Genomic DNA, 22,651 nt, shown 5'->3' with positions numbered 1-22,651 from the left:
CTTCAGGGCTTACTCACACATGCGCCTTCCTACAAAATTTCGCCAGCGTCTCTCCTATCACGGCATCACGTATGGCTTGCTGCTGACCACGGCAGCGACTGCCAGCACCTTGTCATGCACCCAGGCGATTGCTGCAAGCTCGGTGCAACATTATGTGATCGCCCCCGGGCCACTCGACAATGCCTTGAGCCAGTTCGCGGCGAAGGCCAATGTGATTTTGTCATTCTCGCCGCAGCAGACGGCGCGCTTGCAAAGTCCTGGGCTGGAAGGTGACTACTCGGTGGAACAAGGGTTTGCGTTATTGCTGCAGAACTCGGGATTGCAGGCGGCGGCTCAAGGCCCCGGCAGCTATGCGCTGCAGCCGGCCACGAGCGGGGAACAACTCATGTTGGCCCCGACTACTGTCAGCACTTATCAACAGGCCGGTTTCAATCAGGAGATTGCCGGGGACGTAGGTTACAAGGCGCAAAACAGCCGAATCGGTACCAAGACCAGCACACCGTTGTCGGAAACTCCGCGCTCGGTGTCAGTGGTGACCGGCCAGCGCATCAAGGATCAAAAATCCCAGACGCTCACCGAAGTGCTGGGCTATGTGCCGGGAATCTTTGCCCCTCCCTTTGCTGCGGGCGACGGCCTGGCCGGTGACCTGTTCTTCATTCGCGGCTTCAACGCCACGGATTATGGCTACGGCCTGCTGCGCGATGGCTTGCGAGTACAAGGCAACCGGTATGACACCACCAGCGAACCTTATGGGCTGGAACGGGTAGAAATATTCCGTGGCCCTTCTTCCCTGCTCTACGGCGAAAATGCACCCGGTGGTCTGGTCAACCTGGTGAGTAAACACCCGACAGCTACGCCACAAGGCGAAGTTCAGCTGACCTACGGTTCGAATAATCGCCGCCAGGTGGGTGTGGATATCTCCGGTCCGTTGAACGACAACGACAATATTCTTGGACGCGTGGTGATGCTCGGCAGGAAGTCCGACACCCAGACCGATCACGTTCCCGATGACCGCCTGTATATCGCACCATCCCTGACCCTCAATTTCGACGACTACAACACCCTGACGCTGCTGGCCAACTACCAGAAAGACCACACTAATCTTGAACTTGGCCTACCTGCCGCCGGTACGTTACTGACCAACCCCAACGGGAAGCTCTCCAAGCACACCATGCTCGGTGACCCGGACTGGAACACCTTCGAACGGGAAACCTGGAGCACCGGCTACGAATTCAGCCACAGCTTCAACGATGACTGGCAGTTTCGGCAGAACTCGCGCTACATGCAGTCGCGAATCGCCCGCCATGAAACCTGGCCAGGCAACCTGAATAATGCGGGGTTCGGCACCCAGCTGAACATGAATGCCTACGACCGCTACAACAAATCGATGGTCTACTCGCTGGATAACCAGTTGGAAGGCAAATTCCAGGTGGGTGGCCTGGAAAATACCGTGCTGTTTGGTGCCAGCTATGACCGTACCTCGTTCAGCCAGGATTGGAATGCCGGATTTGCAGGCACGATCAATGTGTATAACCCGGTGTACCTGAAGGACCCATTGACGCCTCTCGCGGTGCAAAACACGTTGCTCGAACAGCAGATGAAAGGCGTTTATGCACAGGTCCAGAGCAAGTATGACCACTGGTTATTCTTGCTCGGCGGGCGCCAGGACTGGGTCGACAGTGATTTTCGCGACAAGGTGGCCAAGGCCGGCAATATCAGCTCTGAAGACCGCAAATTCACCTATCAGGGCGGGATCATGTACCAGTTCGACAACGGCCTGACGCCGTATGTCAGCTACTCGACTGCGTTCGTCCCTGTACAGCAGATCTCCAATGCCGGCACACCGCTGGACCCGATCACCAGCAGTCAATACGAAGTAGGCCTCAAGTACGAGCCGATCGGCTGGGACACCGCGATGACGTTGTCGGTATATGACCTGCGCAAGCAGGACGACACGTACCTCGACGCCACTACCAATACCTACCGCCAGGTTGGCGAAAGTCGGGCCAAGGGCGTGGAAGTTGAGGTCAACAGCAACCTCACACCTAATTTGAACGTGACTGCGGCCTACACCTACACCGATGCTCGAATTACCAAGGATTCGGCAACGTCGCTCGTGGAGGGTCACCAAATGACCGGTGTCCCACGTAATCAGGCTTCGGTCTGGGGCAAGTACCGCTTTCTTGATGGCCAACTTAAGGGCTTGTCCGTGGGCGGCGGCATCCGCTACTTCGACAGCACTTTCGCTTACACCGCGCCTTCCCTTTACGGGAAGCTGGATGCTGGAAGCGTAACCTTGGTGGATGCCGCCATCGGTTACCAGATTGACAAGCACTGGTCGGTGGACGTGAACGCGAAGAACCTGTTCGACAAGGAGTATGTGTCCGGCTGCAACGATGCGGGCCGCTGCTATTGGGGTGAAAGCCGGACGCTACTCGGAACAGTTTCGTACAACTGGTGACGTGTCAGCTGTGGATAACCCGTCTATTTCCCGATACAGAAGCTTGAAAAAATCCGCCCCAACAAATCATCGGAGCTGAATGCGCCGGTGATCTCACCCAACAGCTGCTGCGCTTGACGTAAATCTTCAGCCAGCAGCTCACCGGCTCCTGCCAGCGTCAGCTGCGCGCGGCCATGCTCGAGGGCGGCGCTGGCATGCCGTAGCGCCTCCAGGTGCCTGCGACGAGCGCTGAAGCTGCTTTCCGAGGTCTGCTCGTAGCCCATGCACGCTTTCAGATGATCGCGCAGCAGTTCCAGCCCCTCTCCCGCAGACTTGGCACTTAAGCTGATCGTCACGTGGCCGTCCTCACTGACTTCCAGGGCGATCGCCTCGCCCGTCAGGTCGGCCTTGTTTCGAATCAGCGTGACCTTGGCCGGGTCTGGCCGTTGTTCGAGAAATTCCGGCCACAGCGCAAACGGATCTGCTGCCTCTGGCGCGGTGGCATCCACTACCAGCAGCACACGATCGGCCTCTGTGATCGCCTTCAAAGCGCGTTCCACACCGATCTTTTCCACCTGGTCATCGGTGTCACGCAGCCCGGCGGTGTCCACCACGTGCAGTGGCATGCCATCAATGTGGATATGTTCGCGCAAGATATCCCGCGTAGTCCCGGCGATCTCAGTGACGATGGCTGCTTCTCGCCCGGCCAGGGCGTTGAGAAGGCTCGACTTGCCTGCGTTTGGACGGCCGGCAATCACCACGGTCATACCGTCACGCAGCAAGGCACCTTGCCCAGCCTCACGCAGTACTGTGGATAACTCGTCACGAACTCTGTCCAGCATCGCCAGGACATGGCCATCGGCAAGGAAGTCGATTTCTTCCTCCGGGAAATCGATCGCGGCCTCAACGTAGATGCGCAAGCTGATCAACTGCTCGGTGAGGTTATGCACACGCAGGGAAAAAGCGCCCTGCAGCGAACGCAAGGCATTGCGCGCCGCTTGTGCAGAACTGGCTTCGATCAGGTCGGCAATCGCCTCGGCCTGGGCCAGGTCGAGTTTGTCGTTGAGAAACGCACGTTCACTGAATTCGCCCGGGCGTGCCAGGCGGCAACCCAATTGCAGGCAACGCTGCAGCAGCATATCCAGAACGATCGGGCCACCGTGGCCCTGGAGTTCCAGGACGTCCTCGCCGGTAAATGAGTTCGGGCCCGGGAAATAAAGGGCAATACCTTCATCGAGCACTTCTTCATCGGCCCCCAGAAAAGGCCCGTAATGCGCATACCGAGGCTTCAGCTCCCGCCCAATGACGGCCTGGGCTGCCACGCCGGCGAGCGGCCCGGAAATACGAACGATACCGACACCACCACGACCTTGAGCGGTGGCGACAGCGGCGATGGTTTCACGAGGAGCGCTCATGGCGGGTACCCGGATAAAAGTGACGGAAAGCAAAACGCCCCACTAGGGGGCGTCTTGAGTGGTGTTATCCACAGAGTAAATTACGCCTCGGCTTTTTTGGTAGCCGCTTCGATTTTACGTGTGATGTACCACTGTTGGGAGATCGACAGGCAGTTGTTGACCACCCAGTACAGCACCAGACCAGCCGGGAACCACAGGAAGAAGAAGGTGAAGATGATTGGCATCATTTTCATGACCTTGGCCTGCATCGGGTCCGGAGGCGTCGGGTTCAGACGCTGCTGGATGAACATGGTCGCGCCCATGATGATCGGCAGGATAAAGAACGGGTCTTTGATCGACAGGTCAGTTATCCACAGCATGAACGGTGCCTGGCGCATTTCCACGCTTTCCAGGAGCACCCAGTACAGCGACAGGAACACCGGCATCTGCACCAGAATCGGCAAGCATCCACCCAGCGGGTTGATCTTCTCTTTCTTGTACAGCTCCATCATGGCCTGCGACATTTTCTGCCGGTCATCGCCATGTTGTTCTTTCAGCGCGGCCAGTTTCGGGGCCACGGCACGCATGCGAGCCATCGACTTGTAGCTGGCGGCCGACAGTGGGAAGAAGATCCCCTTGATCAGCATGGTCAGCAGGATGATCGAGAAGCCCCAGTTACCCACAATGCTGTGGATATGTTGCAGCAGCCAGAAGATTGGCTGGGCAATGAACCACAAAATGCCGTAATCCACAGTCAGTTCCAGACCTGGGGATAACTCTTTGAGGACGGCCTGGCTCTTCGGACCGGCATACAACGTAGCGCTGGCTTCAGCCTTGGCACCCGGAGCGACGGTCAACGTCGGGCCAGTAAAGCCAATGATGTAGTTGCCTTGGCTGTCTTTGCGGGTTTGAACGAGGTTGGCATCACCTTTGTTCGGGATCCATGCGGTCACGAAGTAGTGTTGCAACCAGGCAACCCAGCCACCTTGAACGGTTTCTTTCAGCGCGCCTTTGTCGATATCTTTCATCGACACTTTTTTGTACGGCTCGTTACTTGTCCACAGGGCGGCGCCCAGGTAAGTCGCGGTGCCGGTGGCGGTGCTGGAAGAAGGATCGGCGCTGTTGTCACGCTTGAGCTGGGCAAACAGGTTGCCAGTCCACGGCTTCGCGCTTTCGTTGTCGATCAGGTAGGTGACTTTCAGATCGTACAAACCGCGGGTGAAGCTGAAACGCTTGATGTAGTTGACGCCGTCGTGACTGAATTTCAGGTCGACGTTCAACTGATTCTGGCCATCAGCCAGTTGATAAGTCTTCTGTTCGGTCGAATAAACCGGACGACCGGTAGCACGAGCATCCGGACCGTCAGTACCGGTCAGGCCACTTTGCGCCAGATATACACGTTCGCCGCCGTTATCGAACAGCTGGAACGGAACATCCGGATGGTCTTGGCGACGTGGATACAGCGGCAGCTTCAGCTGGGCGATATCACCACCTTGTGGATCGATAGCCAGGTCCAGTACATCCGTTTTTACATGGATGAGGTCTTTATTGGTGACGACCGGGGTTTCTACCGGGGTGCTGGTATCGGCATTCGCGCTGGGTACATCGGCACTGGCGGCAGCATTGTTACCCAGTGGCGTATCCGGAATAGCCGGCGCCGACTGATTGGTAGCAACATTCTGAGTCGGCAGGGCAGCTTGGCCATAATCCTGGTTCCACTTAAGAACCATAGAGTAGGACACGATTGCCAGGGCGACGATCAGGATCGTGCGTTTAATATCCATGATTACTCGGCCATCGAAGAAGAACGGGAGGTAGGGATAGGTGGAACCGGGTCATAACCACCGGGATTCCACGGATGACAGCGACCTAAACGACGAAAGGTCAGCCAGCCACCGCGCAGAAGGCCATGATTTTCTATGGCTTCCAACGCGTAGCAGGAACAACTGGGGTAGAAACGACAGTGATTTGCCATCAGGGGACTAATGGCATAGCGGTAAAACTGGATCGGAACGAGCGCCAGTTTACGCATCAGTACTGTCTACCCCTACAGTTTCGGTGCTGACAGCTGGTGCTGGCTTGTTGGTACGAGCCAAACGTTTCCAGAGCTTGCCGAAATGCTGAATCAATTCGGGGTTTTCTACGTCCCCCAAGCCTTTGCGCGCGACGATAACAATATCCCAACCAACCAGAGTCTCCTGGTGGAGGCGAAACGATTCGCGCATCAGACGCTTGAGGCGATTGCGCTCAACGGAGAGCTTTACGCTCTTCTTGCCGATCACCAACCCGAGACGGGGGTGATCCAGATCGTTGTTACGCGCAAGGAGCAGGAGATTTTTCCCCGGAACCTTGCCGGTGGGGGAGTCAAAGACTGCCTTGAAATGCCGGGGGGTTAGCAGACGCTTTTCCCGACTGAAGTCCTGACTCACCACCAGTACCGGATTATCAAACTGCCAGACGCGCACGACCTTTGGCGCGGCGACGCGACAGGACAGCACGGCCGTTCTTGGTGGCCATGCGAGCACGGAAGCCGTGAGTACGGGCGCGTTTGATGGTGCTTGGTTGGAAAGTACGTTTCATGGCGTGTTACCTGGTTCGTCCACAACGGGCCGGAATGGCCCCCGTTTTAAGAGACCGGCGATTCTAGAGAAAGCAAGCCTCTAGGTCAATTTCCAACCAGCTTTTCCTTTAATTAGATATCTGGAGGCCTCTGGACCGAATCCGGGCGGTTCGGCTTTCACGAGCAATGCCATAGATATAAAAATAAAGAAGGAAGTTATTTAAAGCTTTTCTGTAAAGCTTATAAAAGCTAGGCAGGCGATCTTCTGTGGATAACTGCCTTGAGGCCATATTCCACCTGATGTACAGAGAATGACAACACGGGGGAGAAACGGTGCTCTGCCTGTGCTGCGCTATCGGATAAGCTGTGTGTGGAATGGCTACTTATCCACAGGCCAGTTACCCACAGACTTTCGACCCCACTTGTACAACGGGCTTAGGGTCGCTTATCCACAGAGCTTATGCACAGACCATTTGTCGCCTTTTTTACAGTTAAGGCATTGATTCTTGGCGCCCTGTGAGCAACCTACATGTGGATAAGTGGACGGCTGGCCGCTACAATGGCGGCTGTTTTTGCCTCACCGGCTTTCAACTTAGGGGATATCCGTGTCAGTGGAACTTTGGCAGCAGTGCGTGGAGCTTTTGCGCGATGAGCTGCCTGCCCAGCAATTCAACACCTGGATCCGTCCGCTACAGGTCGAAGCCGAAGGCGACGAGTTGCGTGTCTACGCACCCAATCGTTTTGTTCTCGACTGGGTCAACGAGAAATACCTGAGCCGCGTTCTCGAATTGCTCGACGAACACGGCAACGGGCTTGCTCCGGTGCTCTCCTTATTAATAGGCAGCAAACGCAGCTCGGCACCCCGTGCTGCGCCGAATGCGCCGTTGGCAGCGAGTGCTTCGCAGGCTCAGGCCGCGGCGGCGCCTGTTAATAACTCGCCAGCACCGGTTGCCCAAACGCCTTCGAAATCCTCGTCGCAGAAAAACGCGCCTATAAATGAAGAGCCGTCCCGCGACAGCTTTGACCCAATGGCCGGCGCCAGCTCCCAACAGGCCCCGGTTCGTGCTGAACAGCGCACCGTCCAGGTAGAGGGCGCGCTCAAGCACACCAGTTACCTGAACCGTACGTTCACCTTTGAGAACTTTGTCGAAGGTAAATCCAACCAGCTGGCCCGCGCGGCTGCCTGGCAGGTCGCCGACAACCCCAAGCACGGTTACAACCCGCTCTTCCTTTATGGCGGCGTTGGCTTGGGTAAAACTCACTTGATGCACGCTGTGGGTAACCACCTATTAAAGAAGAACCCGAATGCCAAGGTCGTGTACCTGCATTCGGAGCGCTTCGTGGCCGACATGGTCAAGGCACTGCAGCTCAACGCGATCAACGAGTTCAAACGGTTCTACCGTTCTGTTGATGCCTTGCTGATCGATGACATTCAATTCTTCGCCCGCAAGGAACGTTCCCAGGAAGAGTTTTTCCACACGTTCAACGCGTTGCTCGAAGGTGGTCAACAGGTCATCTTGACCAGTGACCGTTACCCGAAGGAAATCGAAGGCCTGGAAGAGCGTCTGAAGTCGCGCTTCGGCTGGGGCCTGACCGTAGCGGTCGAGCCGCCGGAACTGGAAACCCGCGTCGCGATCCTGATGAAAAAGGCTGACCAGGCTAAAGTCGATTTGCCTCACGACGCGGCATTCTTTATCGCACAGCGCATTCGTTCCAACGTGCGTGAGCTGGAAGGCGCGCTCAAGCGGGTCATCGCTCACTCGCACTTCATGGGCCGTGACATCACCATCGAGCTGATTCGCGAATCCCTGAAAGACCTGCTGGCGTTGCAAGACAAGCTGGTGAGTGTGGATAACATCCAGCGCACCGTGGCCGAGTACTACAAGATCAAGATTTCCGACCTGCTGTCCAAGCGCCGTTCGCGTTCGGTAGCACGGCCTCGTCAGGTGGCGATGGCGCTCTCCAAAGAGCTGACCAACCATAGCCTGCCGGAAATTGGTGATGTGTTTGGCGGTCGCGACCACACCACGGTCTTGCACGCGTGCCGCAAGATCAACGAACTTAAGGAATCCGACGCGGATATTCGCGAGGACTACAAGAACCTGCTGCGTACACTGACTACTTGATGAACACCAGCGCAGCTTATTAAGGCAAGGGACTAGACCATGCATTTCACCATTCAACGCGAAGCCCTGTTGAAACCCCTGCAACTGGTCGCAGGCGTCGTCGAGCGCCGACAGACCTTGCCGGTGCTTTCCAACGTATTGCTGGTTGTAGAAGGCCAGCAACTGTCCTTGACCGGTACCGACCTGGAAGTCGAACTGGTCGGTCGTGTCCAGCTGGAAGAACCCGCCGAGCCCGGCGAGATCACCGTGCCGGCGCGCAAGCTGATGGACATCTGCAAAAGCCTGCCCAACGACGCGCTGATCGATATCAAGGTTGATGAGCAGAAGCTGGTGGTCAAGGCTGGTCGCAGCCGTTTCACCCTGTCGACCTTGCCCGCCAACGACTTCCCGACCGTGGAAGAAGGTCCTGGCTCGCTCACCTGCAGCTTGGAACAAAGCCGGCTGCGCCGCTTGATCGAGCGCACCAGCTTCGCCATGGCCCAGCAGGACGTGCGTTACTACTTGAACGGCATGCTGCTGGAAGTCTCCGAAGGCATCATCCGTGCTGTAGCCACCGACGGTCACCGTCTGGCCATGTGCTCGATGAAGGCCGATATCGGACAACCGGATCGCCACCAGGTCATCGTGCCGCGTAAAGGTATTCTGGAACTGGCGCGTCTGCTGACCGAGCCGGACGGCAATGTCAGTATCGTATTGGGCCAGCACCACATCCGCGCGACCACTGGCGAGTTTACCTTCACGTCCAAGCTGGTTGACGGCAAATTCCCGGATTACGAGCGCGTACTGCCTAAAGGCGGCGACAAGCTGGTGATCGGTGATCGTCAGGCCCTGCGCGAAGCGTTCAGCCGTACCGCCATTCTTTCCAACGAGAAATACCGCGGTATTCGTCTGCAATTGGCCAACGGCCAACTGAAAATCCAGGCGAACAACCCGGAGCAGGAAGAAGCGGAAGAAGAAGTGGGCGTCGACTACAACGGTGGCAACCTGGAAATCGGCTTCAACGTCAGCTACTTGTTGGACGTGCTGGGTGTGATGACCACCGAACAGGTTCGTCTGATCCTGTCCGACTCCAACAGCAGCGCCCTTGTACAAGAATCCGACAACGATGACTCGGCTTACGTTGTCATGCCGATGCGCCTGTAACCATGTTCAGCAGAAGCTAGATGTCCCTCAGTCGCGTCTCGGTCACCGCGGTGCGCAATTTGCATCCGGTGACCTTCTCCCCCTCCCCCCGCATCAACATCCTCCACGGCGCCAACGGCAGTGGCAAAACCAGTGTGCTGGAAGCCATTCACTTGCTGGGGCTCGCCCGTTCCTTTCGCAGTGCTCGCCTGTTACCGGTGATTCAGTACGAACAACTGGCGTGCACGGTATTTGGCCAAGTCGAATTGGCGGAAGGTGGTCATAGCAGCCTGGGGATATCTCGAGACCGGCAGGGAGAGTTTCAAATCCGCATCGACGGGCAAAATGCTCGCAGTGCTGCCCAACTGGCGGAAATCCTGCCACTGCAACTGATCAACCCAGACAGCTTCCGGCTGCTGGAAGGCGCACCAAAAATCCGCAGGCAGTTCCTCGATTGGGGAGTGTTCCACGTGGAACCGCGTTTCATGGCCACTTGGCAGCGCCTGCAGAAGGCCCTGCGGCAGCGGAACTCATGGCTGCGGCATGGTACACTTGACGCCGCTTCGCAAGCTGCTTGGGACCGGGAACTGTGCCTGGCCAGCGCTGAAATAGATGAATACCGCCGCGCCTATATCAAAGCCTTGAAACCAGTCTTTGAGCAGACCTTGAGCGAGTTGCTTGAACTCGAGGGGCTGACCTTGAGCTACTACCGTGGTTGGGACAAAGACCGGGAACTGAGTGCAGTGCTCGCGACGTCCTTGCAACGGGATCAGCAAATTGGTCACACCCAGGCCGGACCACAACGGGCTGATTTGCGCCTTAGATTGGGCGCACATAATGCCGCGGACATCTTGTCCCGCGGTCAGCAGAAGTTGGTGGTCTGCGCCCTGCGTATCGCCCAGGGGCATCTGGTTAGCCAGGCCCGGCGTGGGCAATGTATTTATCTGGTGGATGACTTGCCGTCCGAACTGGACGAGCAGCACCGCCGCGCGCTATGCCGCTTGTTGGAAGACTTACGCTGCCAGGTGTTTATCACCTGTGTAGACCACGAATTATTGAGGGAAGGCTGGCAGACGGAAACGCCAGTCGCTTTGTTCCACGTGGAACAAGGCCGTATCACCCAGACCCACGACCATCGGGAGTGAAGGCATGAGCGAAGAAAATACGAATACGTACGACTCGACCAGCATTAAAGTGCTTAAAGGTTTGGATGCCGTACGCAAACGTCCCGGTATGTACATCGGTGATACCGATGATGGCAGCGGTCTGCACCACATGGTGTTCGAGGTGGTCGATAACTCGATCGACGAAGCTTTGGCCGGTCACTGCGACGACATCAGCATCATCATCCACCCGGACGAATCCATCACCGTACGCGACAACGGTCGCGGCATTCCGGTCGATGTGCATAAAGAAGAAGGCGTTTCGGCGGCAGAGGTCATCATGACCGTGCTCCACGCCGGCGGTAAGTTCGACGACAACTCTTATAAAGTATCCGGCGGTTTGCACGGTGTAGGTGTTTCGGTAGTAAACGCCCTCTCCGAAGAACTGATCCTGACGGTACGCCGTAGCGGCAAAATCTGGGAACAGACGTACGTCCACGGTGTTCCACAAGAGCCGATGAAAATCGTCGGTGACAGCGAAAGCACCGGTACTCAGATTCACTTCAAGCCTTCGGCTGAAACCTTCAAGAACATCCACTTCAGCTGGGACATCCTGGCCAAGCGGATTCGTGAGCTGTCTTTCCTCAACTCCGGTGTGGGTATCGTCCTCAAGGACGAGCGCAGCGGTAAGGAAGAGCTGTTCAAGTACGAAGGTGGCCTGCGTGCGTTCGTTGAATACCTGAACACCAACAAGACTGCGGTCAACCAGGTGTTCCACTTCAACATCCAGCGTGAAGACGGCATCGGCGTGGAAATCGCCCTGCAGTGGAATGACAGCTTCAACGAGAACCTGTTGTGCTTCACCAACAACATTCCTCAGCGCGATGGCGGTACTCACCTGGTGGGCTTCCGTTCTGCACTGACGCGTAACCTGAACACCTACATCGAAGCGGAAGGCCTGGCGAAGAAGCACAAAGTCGCCACTACCGGTGATGATGCCCGTGAAGGCCTGACCGCCATTATTTCGGTCAAGGTTCCGGATCCGAAGTTCAGTTCCCAGACCAAAGACAAGCTGGTGTCTTCCGAAGTGAAGACCGCAGTTGAACAGGAAATGGGCAAGTACTTCTCCGACTTCCTGTTGGAAAACCCGAACGAAGCCAAGCTGGTCGTCGGCAAGATGATCGACGCGGCGCGGGCTCGTGAAGCGGCGCGTAAAGCCCGTGAGATGACCCGTCGTAAAGGCGCGCTGGATATCGCTGGCTTGCCGGGCAAACTGGCTGACTGCCAGGAGAAAGACCCTGCCCTCTCCGAACTGTACCTGGTGGAAGGTGACTCTGCTGGCGGTTCCGCCAAGCAGGGTCGTAACCGTCGCACCCAGGCCATCCTGCCGTTGAAGGGTAAGATCCTCAACGTCGAGAAGGCCCGTTTCGACAAGATGATTTCCTCGCAGGAAGTCGGCACCTTGATCACCGCCCTCGGCTGTGGCATCGGCCGCGATGAGTACAACATCGACAAGCTGCGCTACCACAACATCATCATCATGACCGATGCTGACGTCGACGGTTCGCACATCCGTACCCTGCTGTTGACGTTCTTCTTCCGTCAGTTGCCGGAGCTGATCGAGCGTGGCTACATCTACATCGCCCAGCCGCCGCTGTACAAAGTGAAAAAGGGCAAGCAAGAGCAATACATCAAAGACGACGACGCCATGGAAGAGTACATGACGCAGTCGGCCCTGGAAGATGCAAGCCTGCACTTGAACGACGAAGCCCCGGGCATCTCCGGTGAAGCGTTGGAGCGCCTGGTAAACGACTTCCGCATGGTGATGAAGACCCTCAAGCGTTTGTCGCGCCTGTACCCTCAGGAACTGACCGAGCACTTCATCTACCTGCCATCCGTCAGCCTGGAACAGTTGGGTGATCATGCCCATATGCAGGCTTGGTTAGCCCAGTACGAAGTCCGTCTGCGTACTGTCGAAAAATCCGGGTTGGTCTACAAAGCCAGCCTGCGTGAAGACCGTGAACGTAACGTCTGGCTGCCAGAGGTCGAACTGATCTCCCACGGCCTGTCGAACTACGTCACCTTCAACCGCGACTTCTTCGGCAGCAACGACTACAAGACGGTTGTGACCCTCGGCGCGCAACTGAGCACCCTGCTGGACGACGGTGCCTACATTCAGCGTGGCGAACGTAAGAAAGCCGTCAAAGAGTTCAAGGAAGCCCTGGACTGGTTGATGGCAGAAAGCACCAAGCGTCACACCATTCAGCGATACAAAGGTCTGGGCGAAATGAACCCGGATCAGCTGTGGGAAACCACCATGGACCCAGCTCAGCGTCGCATGCTGCGTGTGACCATCGAAGACGCCATTGGCGCGGACCAGATCTTCAATACCCTGATGGGTGATGCGGTCGAGCCTCGTCGTGACTTCATCGAGAGCAACGCCTTGGCGGTGTCCAACCTGGACTTCTGATCAGGTTGTAGCTCAAAACAAAAAGGCCAACGCTTAGCGTTGGCCTTTTTTATTGGGTGGAATATGGGGTTTTATAAATGCTCCACGTGGAACATCTCACTCGTCGGATGCTGCTGTCACGCTCTCCAATCGGTACCCATACCCATAGATTGTCAGTAACTGCCAACCTCGATCCGCCGTCAGTCCCAGCTTGTTTCGCAGCCGATAAATATGCGTATCCAGCGGCCGTGACGACACCATTTCTTCGTGGGTCCAGAACCGCTCATACAGATATTCCCGAGACAGCGGCCGGGCCAGGTTCTCGAACAGGCACCGAGCCAGGCGATATTCGCGTTCCGTCAGGCTGATGGGTTTCCCTGCCCTGCTCACCGTGAGTTCAGCATCATCAAAAGTCAGGTCGTTGAAGGTCAGCACTTCGCTGGCCGCGGACTTTTGCAGTCCGTGACGGCGCAGCACAGCATTGACCCGTGCCTTCAACTCGTTGGGACGAAACGGCTTGCTGACGTAATCATCCGCGCCACTGTTCAACGCCTGGACGATATCACTCTCGGCATCGCGGCTGGTGAGCATGATGGCGGCAGGTGGTACTTCCATGTGCTCGCGGGTCCAGCGCAGCAATGCCAGGCCGCTGAGGTCGGGCAGTTGCCAGTCGAGGATCAGCAGGTCAAAGGTTTCCCGGCGCAGTTGGCGCAGCAGGTCTTCTCCACGCTCAAAGCAGTGCAGGGTCCATGGCTGATCCGCAGCGCTGGGGATTTGTCGCAGTGTCTGTTCCACCCGCCGCAGTTCAGCAGGTTCGTCATCCAGTATTGCGACACGCATGGCAGGGTCCTTTCTTGTTTAAAAACGGGGACTTGAATCTGAACAATTATGGTCAGATTCTCAGACCCTATGAATCTCTCGGTACGCTGATATCAAATGGCCGTAAGCCATTGGAAATCGTCAATACCCAAGCTGGGAAGATACCGGCTCGAGACCTTCAGGAAAAGGATCAATGGCAATCTGGTTTTATGCTGTTTCGAGACGAGTGAGTGTTCTGCAGAAGGTTAATGTATGGGGCCGGATGGTGTTGGTGGTCATGGCGGCAACCCTGGGGACGGAAACGGTCGGTGCATCCAAGCCGGTGGCCCCTATACCGTTCGAGGAGCGTCAAACCCTGAGTGAGTCCGGTGATGGCATGGGCTTCGCCAGCTCGCCGATGCAGCAACTCAGCGAACATCAGCAGACCCAACGCTGGGTATTTTAAGTACCGCCAAATCTGAACAAATGTTGCGAATCGATCCGATGCACCTTCGTTGTAGGTAAATTCGCTCTCGCTGGATGACACACGGATTGGAGCGATGGAATTGCTCCGACACAGGGACGTGTCATCTTCAGTATGGATCCCACTCCCCAGACATTTCGGCTATCGACGGCGATACCTCATCGAGTATCGTAGACGGTACTCAAGGTCTTCTCGCTGCAAGACGCTTCCTGAACGTGCTTTCTGATGACCCATTAGAACTAGAATCTTGATGAGCGCCATGACCTTTTTCCCCTGCCGACTCCGCTTTGCCGTTTCTACCCTGTTGGGTTCTGGCTTGATCGTTACGCTTGGCGTAGTGAGTCTGCCGGCCTTGGCGCGTCCCGCCCCTCCCCGCGCACCCTATATCGATGACAAGCAGATGTGCCGCGCGCAGCCTCTGCCGGCGGTGGTGCAGCACCTGACCGGCGAAGCCTGGAAGCTGGATGCCAAGGGCGTGTCCACCGACCTGGAAGAAGGTATGGTCATCGATGAACAAGAGAGCGTGAAAACCTCACCGGGCGCGTTTGTCAGCCTGTTGCTGGGGGACGGTTCGCGGATCGTCTTGCCATCCAGTTCCCAGGTCCGATTGCACCTGGTCGAAGAACAATCCATTCCCCAGGTGATCCTTGAAGAAGGTCAGGTCGAGGCGTACGTGATCAAGCGTGCCAGCGACTATGACCGTTTCCAGATCATGACCCCGGTAGGCGTCCTGGGTGTGCGCGGCACGCATTTCCGTGTGCGCAACGATGGCGAACAATCGCTGGTGGAAGTGCTCAATGGGCAAGTGGCGGTCAATCGTGATGACGCTCCGCCGACCCCACGGCCCATCAAGAAGAAGGCTATAACCGGGCCGGTTGCTGGCGAAGTGAAAGTCGGCGCGCGACAGGGGCTGGCGTTCAAGAAGCAGGGCGAACTCAAACCCGTGGAACTGCTTAATGCACCACGGTTGGTCGGCCAGGACGGCCAGAAGGGCGATGCGCCGGTATGGACCCTGTTCCTGCGTCCCTTGGCCGGTGCCCAACGTTACAGGGCCCAGGTCGCGACCGATAAGGAGTTCCTGAACATCAAGCAGGAAAACTTCTCCGACACGCCACAAATGCGCTTCACTGGGCTGAAAGCATCGTTCTATCACGTACGTTTGTCGGCCTATGATGAACATGGGCTGGAGGGAGAAACCGGCGTCTATGACATCTTCTATTACCCGCCCGCGACGCGTGTGCAGTAGCGCTTCGGAAGCGCACTGGTGAGGCTGTGGCGCAGGGCTGAAAAGCGCCAACCGACTCAGGCGCAGCGGCTGTTCAATGGCCTGGTACGCGAATGGCTTTGGGTCAGCCTGTTGCTGCTGCCCATCACAGCCTTTTTGTCACTGAGCCCGGGCCTGGCCCTCAATAATCTGCTGTATGACAGCCTTCGGCGCTTGGCGCCGTTGCCGGTGGATCCGCGCATCCTGCTGGTGACGATCGATGACCGGAGCCTGAAAGAACTCGGCCAATGGCCGTGGTCCCGGCGCGTCCATGCCGACCTGCTGGATCGGCTAAGTGCCGCCAAGCCTGCGGGCATTCTGTTCGATGTGATCTTCAGTGAGCCCGCCCGGGAACCGGCCAATGACTTAAGGCTGGCCGAGGCCATGTGCAACGCTGGCACTGTCCTGCTGCCCTTGATTCGCGAAGGCACGCCCCGCTACGGCCAACCGGTTGCACAAATACTGCCCGTGCTACCCCTGCGTGATTGCGCCAGGAGTGTTGGCCATATCAACGTTGAGGCAGACAGCGACGGTATCGTTCGAAGCCTGTATTTGCGTGAAGGCCCGCCCGGCAATATGGCACCCCAACTGGCCTGGTTGGCGTTTGAACTGAGCGGCCAGCAATCCGTAATGCCGGGGGCGCCTGGTCCGTCGGACAGCACCCACTGGCAGCGGGAAAATGCCATTCGAATACCTTTCATCGCGAGCCATGCCGGTTTTCCCAGCGTGCCGTATATCAGCGTATTACGCGGTGACGTGCCGCCGGAGTTGCTGCGCAACCGCTTGATCCTGATCGGCGCCACTGCGCCGGGCATGGGCGACCGTTATGTTACGCCGCTGTCGGCCAGCGTCGGCACCACGCCGGGTGTGGAGATCCAGGCCAATATCCTCAACGGCTTGCTGCAAGGGCGCAGCATCGTTGACCTGCCCGCATGGAGGGCGACGCTGCTGGCCACTGCGATGGTCGCGCTGCTATTGGGCTTGCTGTTGTTTCGCCCGCGTTATGCCCTGTGGCTGACCCTCGGTTGCATGGGGGCCGCACTCCTCGGTTCATGGGGCCTGCTGCGCCTGGGCCATTGGTGGTCACCGGCGGCGTGCCTGATCGGCATGCTGCTCAGTTACCTGATCTGGAACTGGCGGCGCCTGAGCGTGATCCTGGCCTACTTCGGCTGGGAGCTGGCACGCCTGGACAACGAACCCAAAGTGCTCCCGGAGCGCCGTAGAGCGCCCGCCAGCCAGGGCGATGTATTGCAGGGACGGATCTTTGCCCTGGAACAGGCGGTCAGCCGTACCCGGGACACCCGGCGCTTTATGGCGGATGGCCTGGAGTGCTTGCCGGTAGCGACCCTGATTACCGACCCCAAGGGCAATATCCTGCTGGCCAACCGGATCGCGCGTGATGTGTTCGGCAGAGAACTGGCGGCTGAAAACCTGTTGGAGCAGCTTGCGGCGTTGGGTTATCCACCGCTGCAGAATGGCGTTCGCCCTGCCCTGTCGGCGCTGGACATCGTCGAGTTTCGTGACACCCTGAATCGCAGCCTACGCCTCGACCTGGCCCCACTGCTACCGGCAGACGGTGACGTGGCTCTGGGCTGGCTGCTAAGCCTCACAGACCTGAGCATTGAGCGCGACGCACAGCAGCAACGGGAAACCCTGCTGCGCTTTCTGTCCCATGACCTGCGTGCGCCGCATTCGGCGATCCTCGCCTTGTTGGATGTCCAGGACAGCGCCGCGCCAATATTTACCCAGATCGAGCAACAAGTCCGTCGTGCCTTGAACCTCACCGAATCCTTCGTGCAACTGGCGAAAGCCGAATCTGATGGCTACCAATTCCAACCCAGCCTGTTTGCCATGCTGGTGCTGGATGCCTTTGATCAAGTGGCGGTGCATGCCCAGTTGAAAGGCATACAGTTGGTCCACGACCTGGATGAAGACGGCGACGAGATGGTCTGGGCGGATCAATCGCTGCTCACCCGTGCCTTGTTCAACCTGTTGGAAAACGCGGTCAAATACAGCCCCTCGGGTACCACCGTCAGATTGAGCCTGACCCGCAGTGAAGACCGGTTGGAATGCCGTATCAGCGACCAGGGCCGAGGCATCGCGCCGCAGGACCTGCCCGAACTCTTTGGCCAATATCGGCGCTTCGCGTCAGCTCAGGGCAGTGAGGGATTGGGATTGGGGCTGACCATGGTCAAGGCCGTCGTGGATCGCCATGGTGGGCGGATTGGCTGCGAAAGTGTGGTGGACAAAGGTACGACCTTCATCCTTCAACTGCCGTTGTGGAGCGAGTGAACCGCGGCTTTTTACCTGTGCATAAAAAACCGGTCTCAAGGACCGGTTTTTTAATGCGGAAAAAACTTATGCACCTTTTCCGCTGTTTTATGAGCTTGGGAAATATGTAAGTAAATCAGATGCCTATGAACCAAAAAGCGTAATTCGCCAACAAACCGTACACAGGTTATCCACAGAAACTCAAATCACCGGCGTGTCGACCACAACCGGCTCCGGCGGCAGTGAACCCATGGCCCGTTGTTGCGCTTCATTCCATGCCTGGGCACGGTCGTTCAGCGCTGCAATCGCGCGTGGGCCTTCGCCTTCGGCATACATCGGTTCGCCAATGACCACGGTGATGGTGCCTTCACGCTTGGCCCAGCCCGTCTTTGGCCAGAATTTGCCGGCGTTGTGGGCAATCGGCAGCACCGGCAGGCCGGCGTTCACCGCCAAGGCCGTACCGCCGCGTGAGAACTTGCCCACAGTGCCGTAGGGCACCCGCGTACCTTCCGGGAAGATCAGCACCCAGACGCCATCCTTGAGCAGCTCGTCGCCTTTCTTCGCCACATGCTTGAGCGCAGCCTTGGGGTTGTCGCGGTCGATGGCGATCGGTCGCAGCATGGCCATGGCCCAGCCAAAGAACGGCACGTACAGCAGCTCGCGCTTGAGCACCTGGCTCAGGGGCGAGAAGTACGCAGACAGGAAGAAGGTCTCCCAGGTGCTCTGGTGGTTCGACAGAATCACGCAAGGCTGGTCCGGGACGTTTTCGGCGCCCTTGATCTCGAAACGGATGTTCAGGAACACCTTGGTCAACCACAACGCGCAGTTACACCAAAAGACGTTGATGAAACGATAGCGCGCCTTGAACGGCAGAAAAGGCGCGATAAAAAAGCTCAGGGTGCACCAGAGAAAAGAACTGGTGCCCAGCAGCAGGTAAAAGAAGAAGGTTCTGATGGCCTGCAAAATCGACATGGCGGCATTTACCGTTGCGGGACAACGCCCGCCTGTTAAAAGCGCGCTCCCGAACAGTCCTTGGTCAGGAAGTCAGAAGGGCTGCTAGTTGTTGATAAGTTCTGCGGCAACCGCCGCCAGATCGTCAAAAATCAAGGTGCCTACCGGCAGGGTTTTAGCCTGGGTCTTTTCGCCTTTCCCGGTTTTTACCAAAACTGGCTGAGAGTCGACGGCTTTGGCGGCTTCCAGGTCACCGAGGCTGTCCCCGACAAACCATAGCCCAGCCAATGGCACGTTGTAATGTTCAGCAATAGTTTTAAGCATACCCGGTTTGGGCTTGCGGCAATCGCAGCCTTCATCCGGGCCGTGGGGGCAATACACCACCAGCCCTACTTCACCGCCCTGCTCGGCCACCAGCGTGCGCAGGCGCGCGTGCATGGCGTCGAGGGTGGCGATGTCGTAGTAGCCGCGGGCGATGCCGGACTGGTTGGTGGCGATGGCCACCGTCCAGCCCGCTTTGCTCAACTGCGCGATGGCCTCGATCGAGCCGGGTAACGGAATCCATTCCGCCACCGATTTGATGTAAGCGTCGGAGTCGTAATTGATCACTCCGTCCCGATCGAGAATCAGCAGTTTGAACATGATCAGCCCAGTACGGAAATGTCAGCGATATTGATGAACAGGCCACGCAGACGCGCCAGCATGGCGTAGCGGTTTTTCCGCACGCCCGCGTCTTCGGCATTGATCATCACCGCTTCGAAGAACGCATCCACCGGCTCACGCAAGGTGGCCAGGCGCGCCAGTGCTTCGGCGTAGTTGCGTTCGGCGATCAGCGGTTTCACAGCATTTTCTGCCTTGGCGATGGCCGAGTTCAGCGAGAACTCCTTGGCATCGGCGAACAGGCCTGGGTCGACTTCGGCATTGCCGAGGTTGTCGGCCTTGCTCAGCAGGTTCGACACACGCTTGTTCACGGCGGCCAGTGCATCGGCTTCCGGCAGCTTGCGGAAGGCTTGAACGGCCTGTACGCGTTGGTCGAAGTCCAGCGCCGAACCCGGTTGCAGGGCACGCACCGACAGGTACACCGACACGTCCACGCCTTCGTCTTCGTAACGCGCACGCAGGCGATCGAACACGAACTCCAGTACTTGCTCGGCCAGGCCTGCTTGCTTGACCTTGGCACCGAACTGGCCGACAGCAAACACCACGGCCTGGGTCAGGTCGAGGTCGAGCTTTTTGTCGATCAGGATGCGCAGCACGCCCAGGGCCGCACGGCGCAGGGCATACGGGTCTTTGCTGCCGGTAGGCAACATGCCGATACCGAAGATGCCGACGAGGGTATCCAGCTTGTCCGCGATGGCCACGGCCGCACCGGTGAGGGTGGTCGGCAACTCGGCGCCAGCACCGCGCGGCATGTACTGCTCGTTCAGCGCCAGGGCAACGTCTTGCGGCTCGCCATCATTGAGGGCGTAGTAGTAACCGGCAACGCCTTGCATTTCCGGGAACTCGCCGACCATCTCGGTGGCCAGGTCGCACTTGGACAGCAGACCGGCACGCGCAGCCCAGGCGGCGTCGCCACCAATGCGTGGCGCAATGTAGGCCGCCAGCTTGGAAACCCGCACAGCCTTGTCGTAGACGCTGCCGAGTTTTTCCTGGAACACCACGTTTTGCAGGCGCAGGTTGAAGTCTTCGAGCTTCTGCTTCTTGTCTTGCTTGAAGAAGAACTCGGCGTCAGTCAGGCGCGGGCGAACGACTTTCTCGTTACCGGCGATGATCTGCTGCGGGTCCTTGCTTTCGATGTTGGCCACGGTGATGAAGCGCGGCAGCAACTTGCCGTCCACGTCCAGCAGGCAGAAATACTTCTGGTTGTCCTGCATGGTGGTAATCAGCGCTTCTTGCGGCACGTCGAGGAAACGCTCTTCGAACGAGCACACCAGCGGCACTGGCCACTCAACCAAGGCAGTCACTTCGTCCAGCAGGCTTGGCGGCACGATGGCGGTGCCTTCCTGCAGGCGTGCCAGCTCTTCGGTGCGCTTGCTGATCAGCTCGCGACGCTCATTGGCATCTGCCAGCACGTAGGCTGCGCGCAGGTCATTGAGGTAGTTGGCGGGCGAGGTGATGCGCACCGCTTCAGGATGGTGGAAGCGGTGGCCACGGGAATCACGGCCGGCCTTCTGGGCGAGGATGGTGCAGTCGATGACCTGGTCACCGAGCAGCATCACCAGCCATTGGGTCGGACGCACGAACTCTTCCTTGCGCGCACCCCAGCGCATGCGCTTGGGAATAGGCAGGTCGTTCAGGGAATCTTCGACGATGGTCGGCAACAGGCTGGCAGTCGGCTTGCCGGTGATGACCTGGCTGAAACGCAGTTTCGGGCCGCTCTGGTCGATCTCGCTCAGCTCGACGCCACACTTCTTGGCGAAACCAAGGGCGGCTTGAGTCGGGTTGCCTTCAGCGTCGAAGGCGGCCTGGCGTGGCGGGCCGTCGAGGTTGATGCTGCGGTCCGGCTGCTGGGTTTCCAGCGCGGTGAGCAACACAGCCAGGCGACGTGGCGCGGCGTAGACCTTCTTTGCGGCGAACTTCAGGCCAGCGGTTTGCAGGCCTTTTTCGATACCGGCCAGGAATGCGTCGGCCAGGGTGTTGAGTGCCTTGGGTGGCAGCTCTTCGGTGCCCAGTTCAACCAGGAAATCTTGAGCACTCATTGTGCAGCCTCCAGCTTAGCCAACACTTCATCACGCAGGTCCGGGGTTGCCATCGGGAAGCCCAGCTTGGCGCGCGCCAGCAGATAGGCTTGGGCGACGGAACGCGCCAGGGTGCGTACACGCAGGATGTATTGCTGGCGCGCGGTCACCGAAATGGCACGGCGGGCGTCCAGCAGGTTGAAGGTGTGGGATGCCTTCAACACCATTTCATAGCTCGGCAACGGCAGCGGCTGATCCAGTTCGATCAGGCGCTTGGCTTCGCTCTCATAGAAGTCGAACAGTTCGAACAGCTTCTCGACGTTGGCGTGTTCGAAGTTGTAGGTGGACTGCTCCACTTCGTTCTGGTGGAACACGTCGCCATAGGTGACCTTGCCGAACGGGCCGTCAGCCCACACCAGGTCGTAGACCGAATCCACGCCTTGCAGGTACATGGCCAGGCGCTCGAGACCGTAGGTGATCTCGCCGGTTACCGGGTAGCACTCGATGCCACCGGCTTGCTGGAAGTAAGTGAACTGCGTCACTTCCATGCCGTTGAGCCAGACTTCCCAGCCCAGGCCCCAGGCGCCGAGGGTTGGCGATTCCCAGTTGTCTTCGACGAAACGGATGTCGTGGACCAGCGGGTCCAGGCCGACGTGTTTCAGCGAGCCGAGGTACAGCTCCTGGAAGTTGTCCGGGTTCGGCTTCAACACCACCTGGAACTGGTAGTAGTGCTGCAGGCGGTTCGGGTTTTCGCCGTAGCGGCCGTCAGTCGGGCGACGACTGGGCTGCACATAAGCGGCGTTCCAGGTTTCCGGGCCGATGGCCCGCAGGAAGGTAGCGGTGTGGAAAGTGCCGGCGCCTACTTCCATATCGTAGGGCTGAAGTACCACACAACCTTGCTCGGCCCAGTATTGCTGGAGGGCGAGGATCAAGTCTTGGAAGGTACGCACGGCTGGCGTAGGCTGGCTCACGAAATTCACCTGTTACTTGGGCTGCGATTTAAAGAGCGGG

18 protein-coding genes are annotated in these 22,651 nt (G+C 58.0%); 8 read left to right on the top strand and 10 right to left on the bottom strand.

Annotated features, from left to right (window positions below; genetic code table 11):
• Positions 1–19: 19 nt before the first annotated feature.
• The gene (locus tag HKK54_RS10530; RefSeq protein WP_169386749.1) at positions 20–2,461 is read left to right on the top strand and encodes a TonB-dependent siderophore receptor; all 2,442 of its coding nucleotides are present in this window, start codon (positions 20–22) and stop codon (positions 2,459–2,461) included.
• Between the two features lie 23 nt (positions 2,462–2,484).
• Here the strand turns inward: HKK54_RS10530 and mnmE are convergent, their stop codons facing one another.
• The 5 genes from mnmE to rpmH all read right to left on the bottom strand — a co-directional run bounded on the left by mnmE (position 2,485) and on the right by rpmH (position 6,414).
• On the bottom strand, positions 2,485–3,855 hold the full coding sequence (gene mnmE, locus HKK54_RS10525; RefSeq protein ID WP_169386748.1) for a tRNA uridine-5-carboxymethylaminomethyl(34) synthesis GTPase MnmE: 1,371 nt from the start codon (positions 3,853–3,855) through the stop codon (positions 2,485–2,487).
• An 80-nt stretch (positions 3,856–3,935) separates the two neighbouring features.
• A complete protein-coding gene (gene yidC / locus HKK54_RS10520; protein WP_010168487.1) occupies positions 3,936–5,618 on the bottom strand; it encodes a membrane protein insertase YidC in 1,683 nt (560 codons plus the stop codon).
• 2 nt (positions 5,619–5,620) lie between these two features.
• Complete coding sequence (gene yidD / locus HKK54_RS10515; protein ID WP_003213574.1) at positions 5,621–5,866, bottom strand: membrane protein insertion efficiency factor YidD; 246 nt, start codon at positions 5,864–5,866, stop codon at positions 5,621–5,623.
• Complete coding sequence (gene rnpA / locus HKK54_RS10510) at positions 5,859–6,263, bottom strand: ribonuclease P protein component (RefSeq protein ID WP_010168490.1); 405 nt, start codon at positions 6,261–6,263, stop codon at positions 5,859–5,861. Before rnpA ends, yidD begins: the two co-directional genes overlap by 8 nt.
• A 16-nt stretch (positions 6,264–6,279) precedes the next feature.
• Positions 6,280–6,414: a 50S ribosomal protein L34 gene (rpmH, locus tag HKK54_RS10505; RefSeq protein WP_003213577.1), complete on the bottom strand. Its 135-nt coding sequence runs from the start codon at positions 6,412–6,414 to the stop codon at positions 6,280–6,282.
• A 585-nt stretch (positions 6,415–6,999) separates the two neighbouring features.
• On the opposite strand from rpmH, the gene dnaA reads away from it, so the two are divergent.
• From dnaA to gyrB, 4 genes are read left to right on the top strand one after another with little or no spacing between them, the layout of a single operon-like run.
• Positions 7,000–8,520, top strand: a complete 1,521-nt coding sequence (gene dnaA, locus HKK54_RS10500; protein ID WP_032868695.1) for a chromosomal replication initiator protein DnaA — start codon at positions 7,000–7,002, stop codon at positions 8,518–8,520.
• A gap of 39 nt (positions 8,521–8,559) precedes the next feature.
• Positions 8,560–9,663, top strand: coding sequence for a DNA polymerase III subunit beta (gene dnaN / locus HKK54_RS10495; protein WP_003213582.1), 1,104 nt, complete (start codon positions 8,560–8,562; stop codon positions 9,661–9,663).
• Between the two features lie 20 nt (positions 9,664–9,683).
• Positions 9,684–10,787, top strand: a complete 1,104-nt coding sequence (gene recF / locus HKK54_RS10490; RefSeq protein ID WP_003213585.1) for a DNA replication/repair protein RecF — start codon at positions 9,684–9,686, stop codon at positions 10,785–10,787.
• A 4-nt stretch (positions 10,788–10,791) separates the two neighbouring features.
• Positions 10,792–13,215 (top strand): DNA topoisomerase (ATP-hydrolyzing) subunit B, encoded by a 2,424-nt coding sequence (gene gyrB, locus HKK54_RS10485; protein ID WP_003213587.1) that lies wholly within the window; start codon positions 10,792–10,794, stop codon positions 13,213–13,215.
• A 96-nt stretch (positions 13,216–13,311) separates the two neighbouring features.
• Here gyrB and HKK54_RS10480 read toward each other — a convergent pair whose 3' ends face one another.
• Positions 13,312–14,034, bottom strand: a complete 723-nt coding sequence (locus HKK54_RS10480; RefSeq protein ID WP_010168499.1) for a response regulator transcription factor — start codon at positions 14,032–14,034, stop codon at positions 13,312–13,314.
• Between the two features lie 172 nt (positions 14,035–14,206).
• Here HKK54_RS10480 and HKK54_RS10475 point away from each other — a divergent pair, with 172 nt between their 5' ends.
• The 3 genes from HKK54_RS10475 (at position 14,207) to HKK54_RS10465 (ending at position 18,032) form a co-directional block, all read left to right on the top strand.
• Positions 14,207–14,458 carry a hypothetical protein gene (locus HKK54_RS10475; protein ID WP_169386747.1) on the top strand — a complete coding sequence of 84 codons (252 nt, stop codon included), beginning with the start codon at positions 14,207–14,209 and terminating at the stop codon, positions 14,456–14,458.
• A gap of 268 nt (positions 14,459–14,726) precedes the next feature.
• Positions 14,727–15,722 carry a FecR family protein gene (locus HKK54_RS10470; protein WP_237151051.1) on the top strand — a complete coding sequence of 332 codons (996 nt, stop codon included), beginning with the start codon at positions 14,727–14,729 and terminating at the stop codon, positions 15,720–15,722.
• Positions 15,723–15,740: 18 nt separating this feature from the next.
• Positions 15,741–18,032 carry a CHASE2 domain-containing protein gene (locus HKK54_RS10465; RefSeq protein WP_169386746.1) on the top strand — a complete coding sequence of 764 codons (2,292 nt, stop codon included), beginning with the start codon at positions 15,741–15,743 and terminating at the stop codon, positions 18,030–18,032.
• 180 nt (positions 18,033–18,212) lie between these two features.
• Here the strand turns inward: HKK54_RS10465 and HKK54_RS10460 are convergent, their stop codons facing one another.
• The 4 genes from HKK54_RS10460 to glyQ form a co-directional block, all read right to left on the bottom strand.
• Complete coding sequence (locus tag HKK54_RS10460; protein WP_010168506.1) at positions 18,213–18,983, bottom strand: lysophospholipid acyltransferase family protein; 771 nt, start codon at positions 18,981–18,983, stop codon at positions 18,213–18,215.
• Positions 18,984–19,067: 84 nt separating this feature from the next.
• Positions 19,068–19,607, bottom strand: a complete 540-nt coding sequence (gene gmhB / locus HKK54_RS10455) for a D-glycero-beta-D-manno-heptose 1,7-bisphosphate 7-phosphatase (protein WP_177324990.1) — start codon at positions 19,605–19,607, stop codon at positions 19,068–19,070.
• On the bottom strand, positions 19,607–21,661 hold the full coding sequence (gene glyS / locus HKK54_RS10450; RefSeq protein WP_010168508.1) for a glycine--tRNA ligase subunit beta: 2,055 nt from the start codon (positions 21,659–21,661) through the stop codon (positions 19,607–19,609). Before glyS ends, gmhB begins: the two co-directional genes overlap by 1 nt.
• Positions 21,658–22,611 carry a glycine--tRNA ligase subunit alpha gene (gene glyQ, locus HKK54_RS10445; protein ID WP_003213601.1) on the bottom strand — a complete coding sequence of 318 codons (954 nt, stop codon included), beginning with the start codon at positions 22,609–22,611 and terminating at the stop codon, positions 21,658–21,660. The genes glyS and glyQ overlap by 4 nt, the downstream gene beginning before the upstream one ends.
• Positions 22,612–22,651 lie beyond the last annotated feature (40 nt).

Origin of the sequence: Pseudomonas sp. ADAK13 (genome assembly GCF_012935715.1) — a bacterium.
Taxonomy (GTDB): domain Bacteria; phylum Pseudomonadota; class Gammaproteobacteria; order Pseudomonadales; family Pseudomonadaceae; genus Aquipseudomonas.
The sequence above is the reverse complement of the archived record's forward strand: the minus strand, read 5'-3'. Positions and strand labels throughout refer to the sequence as shown.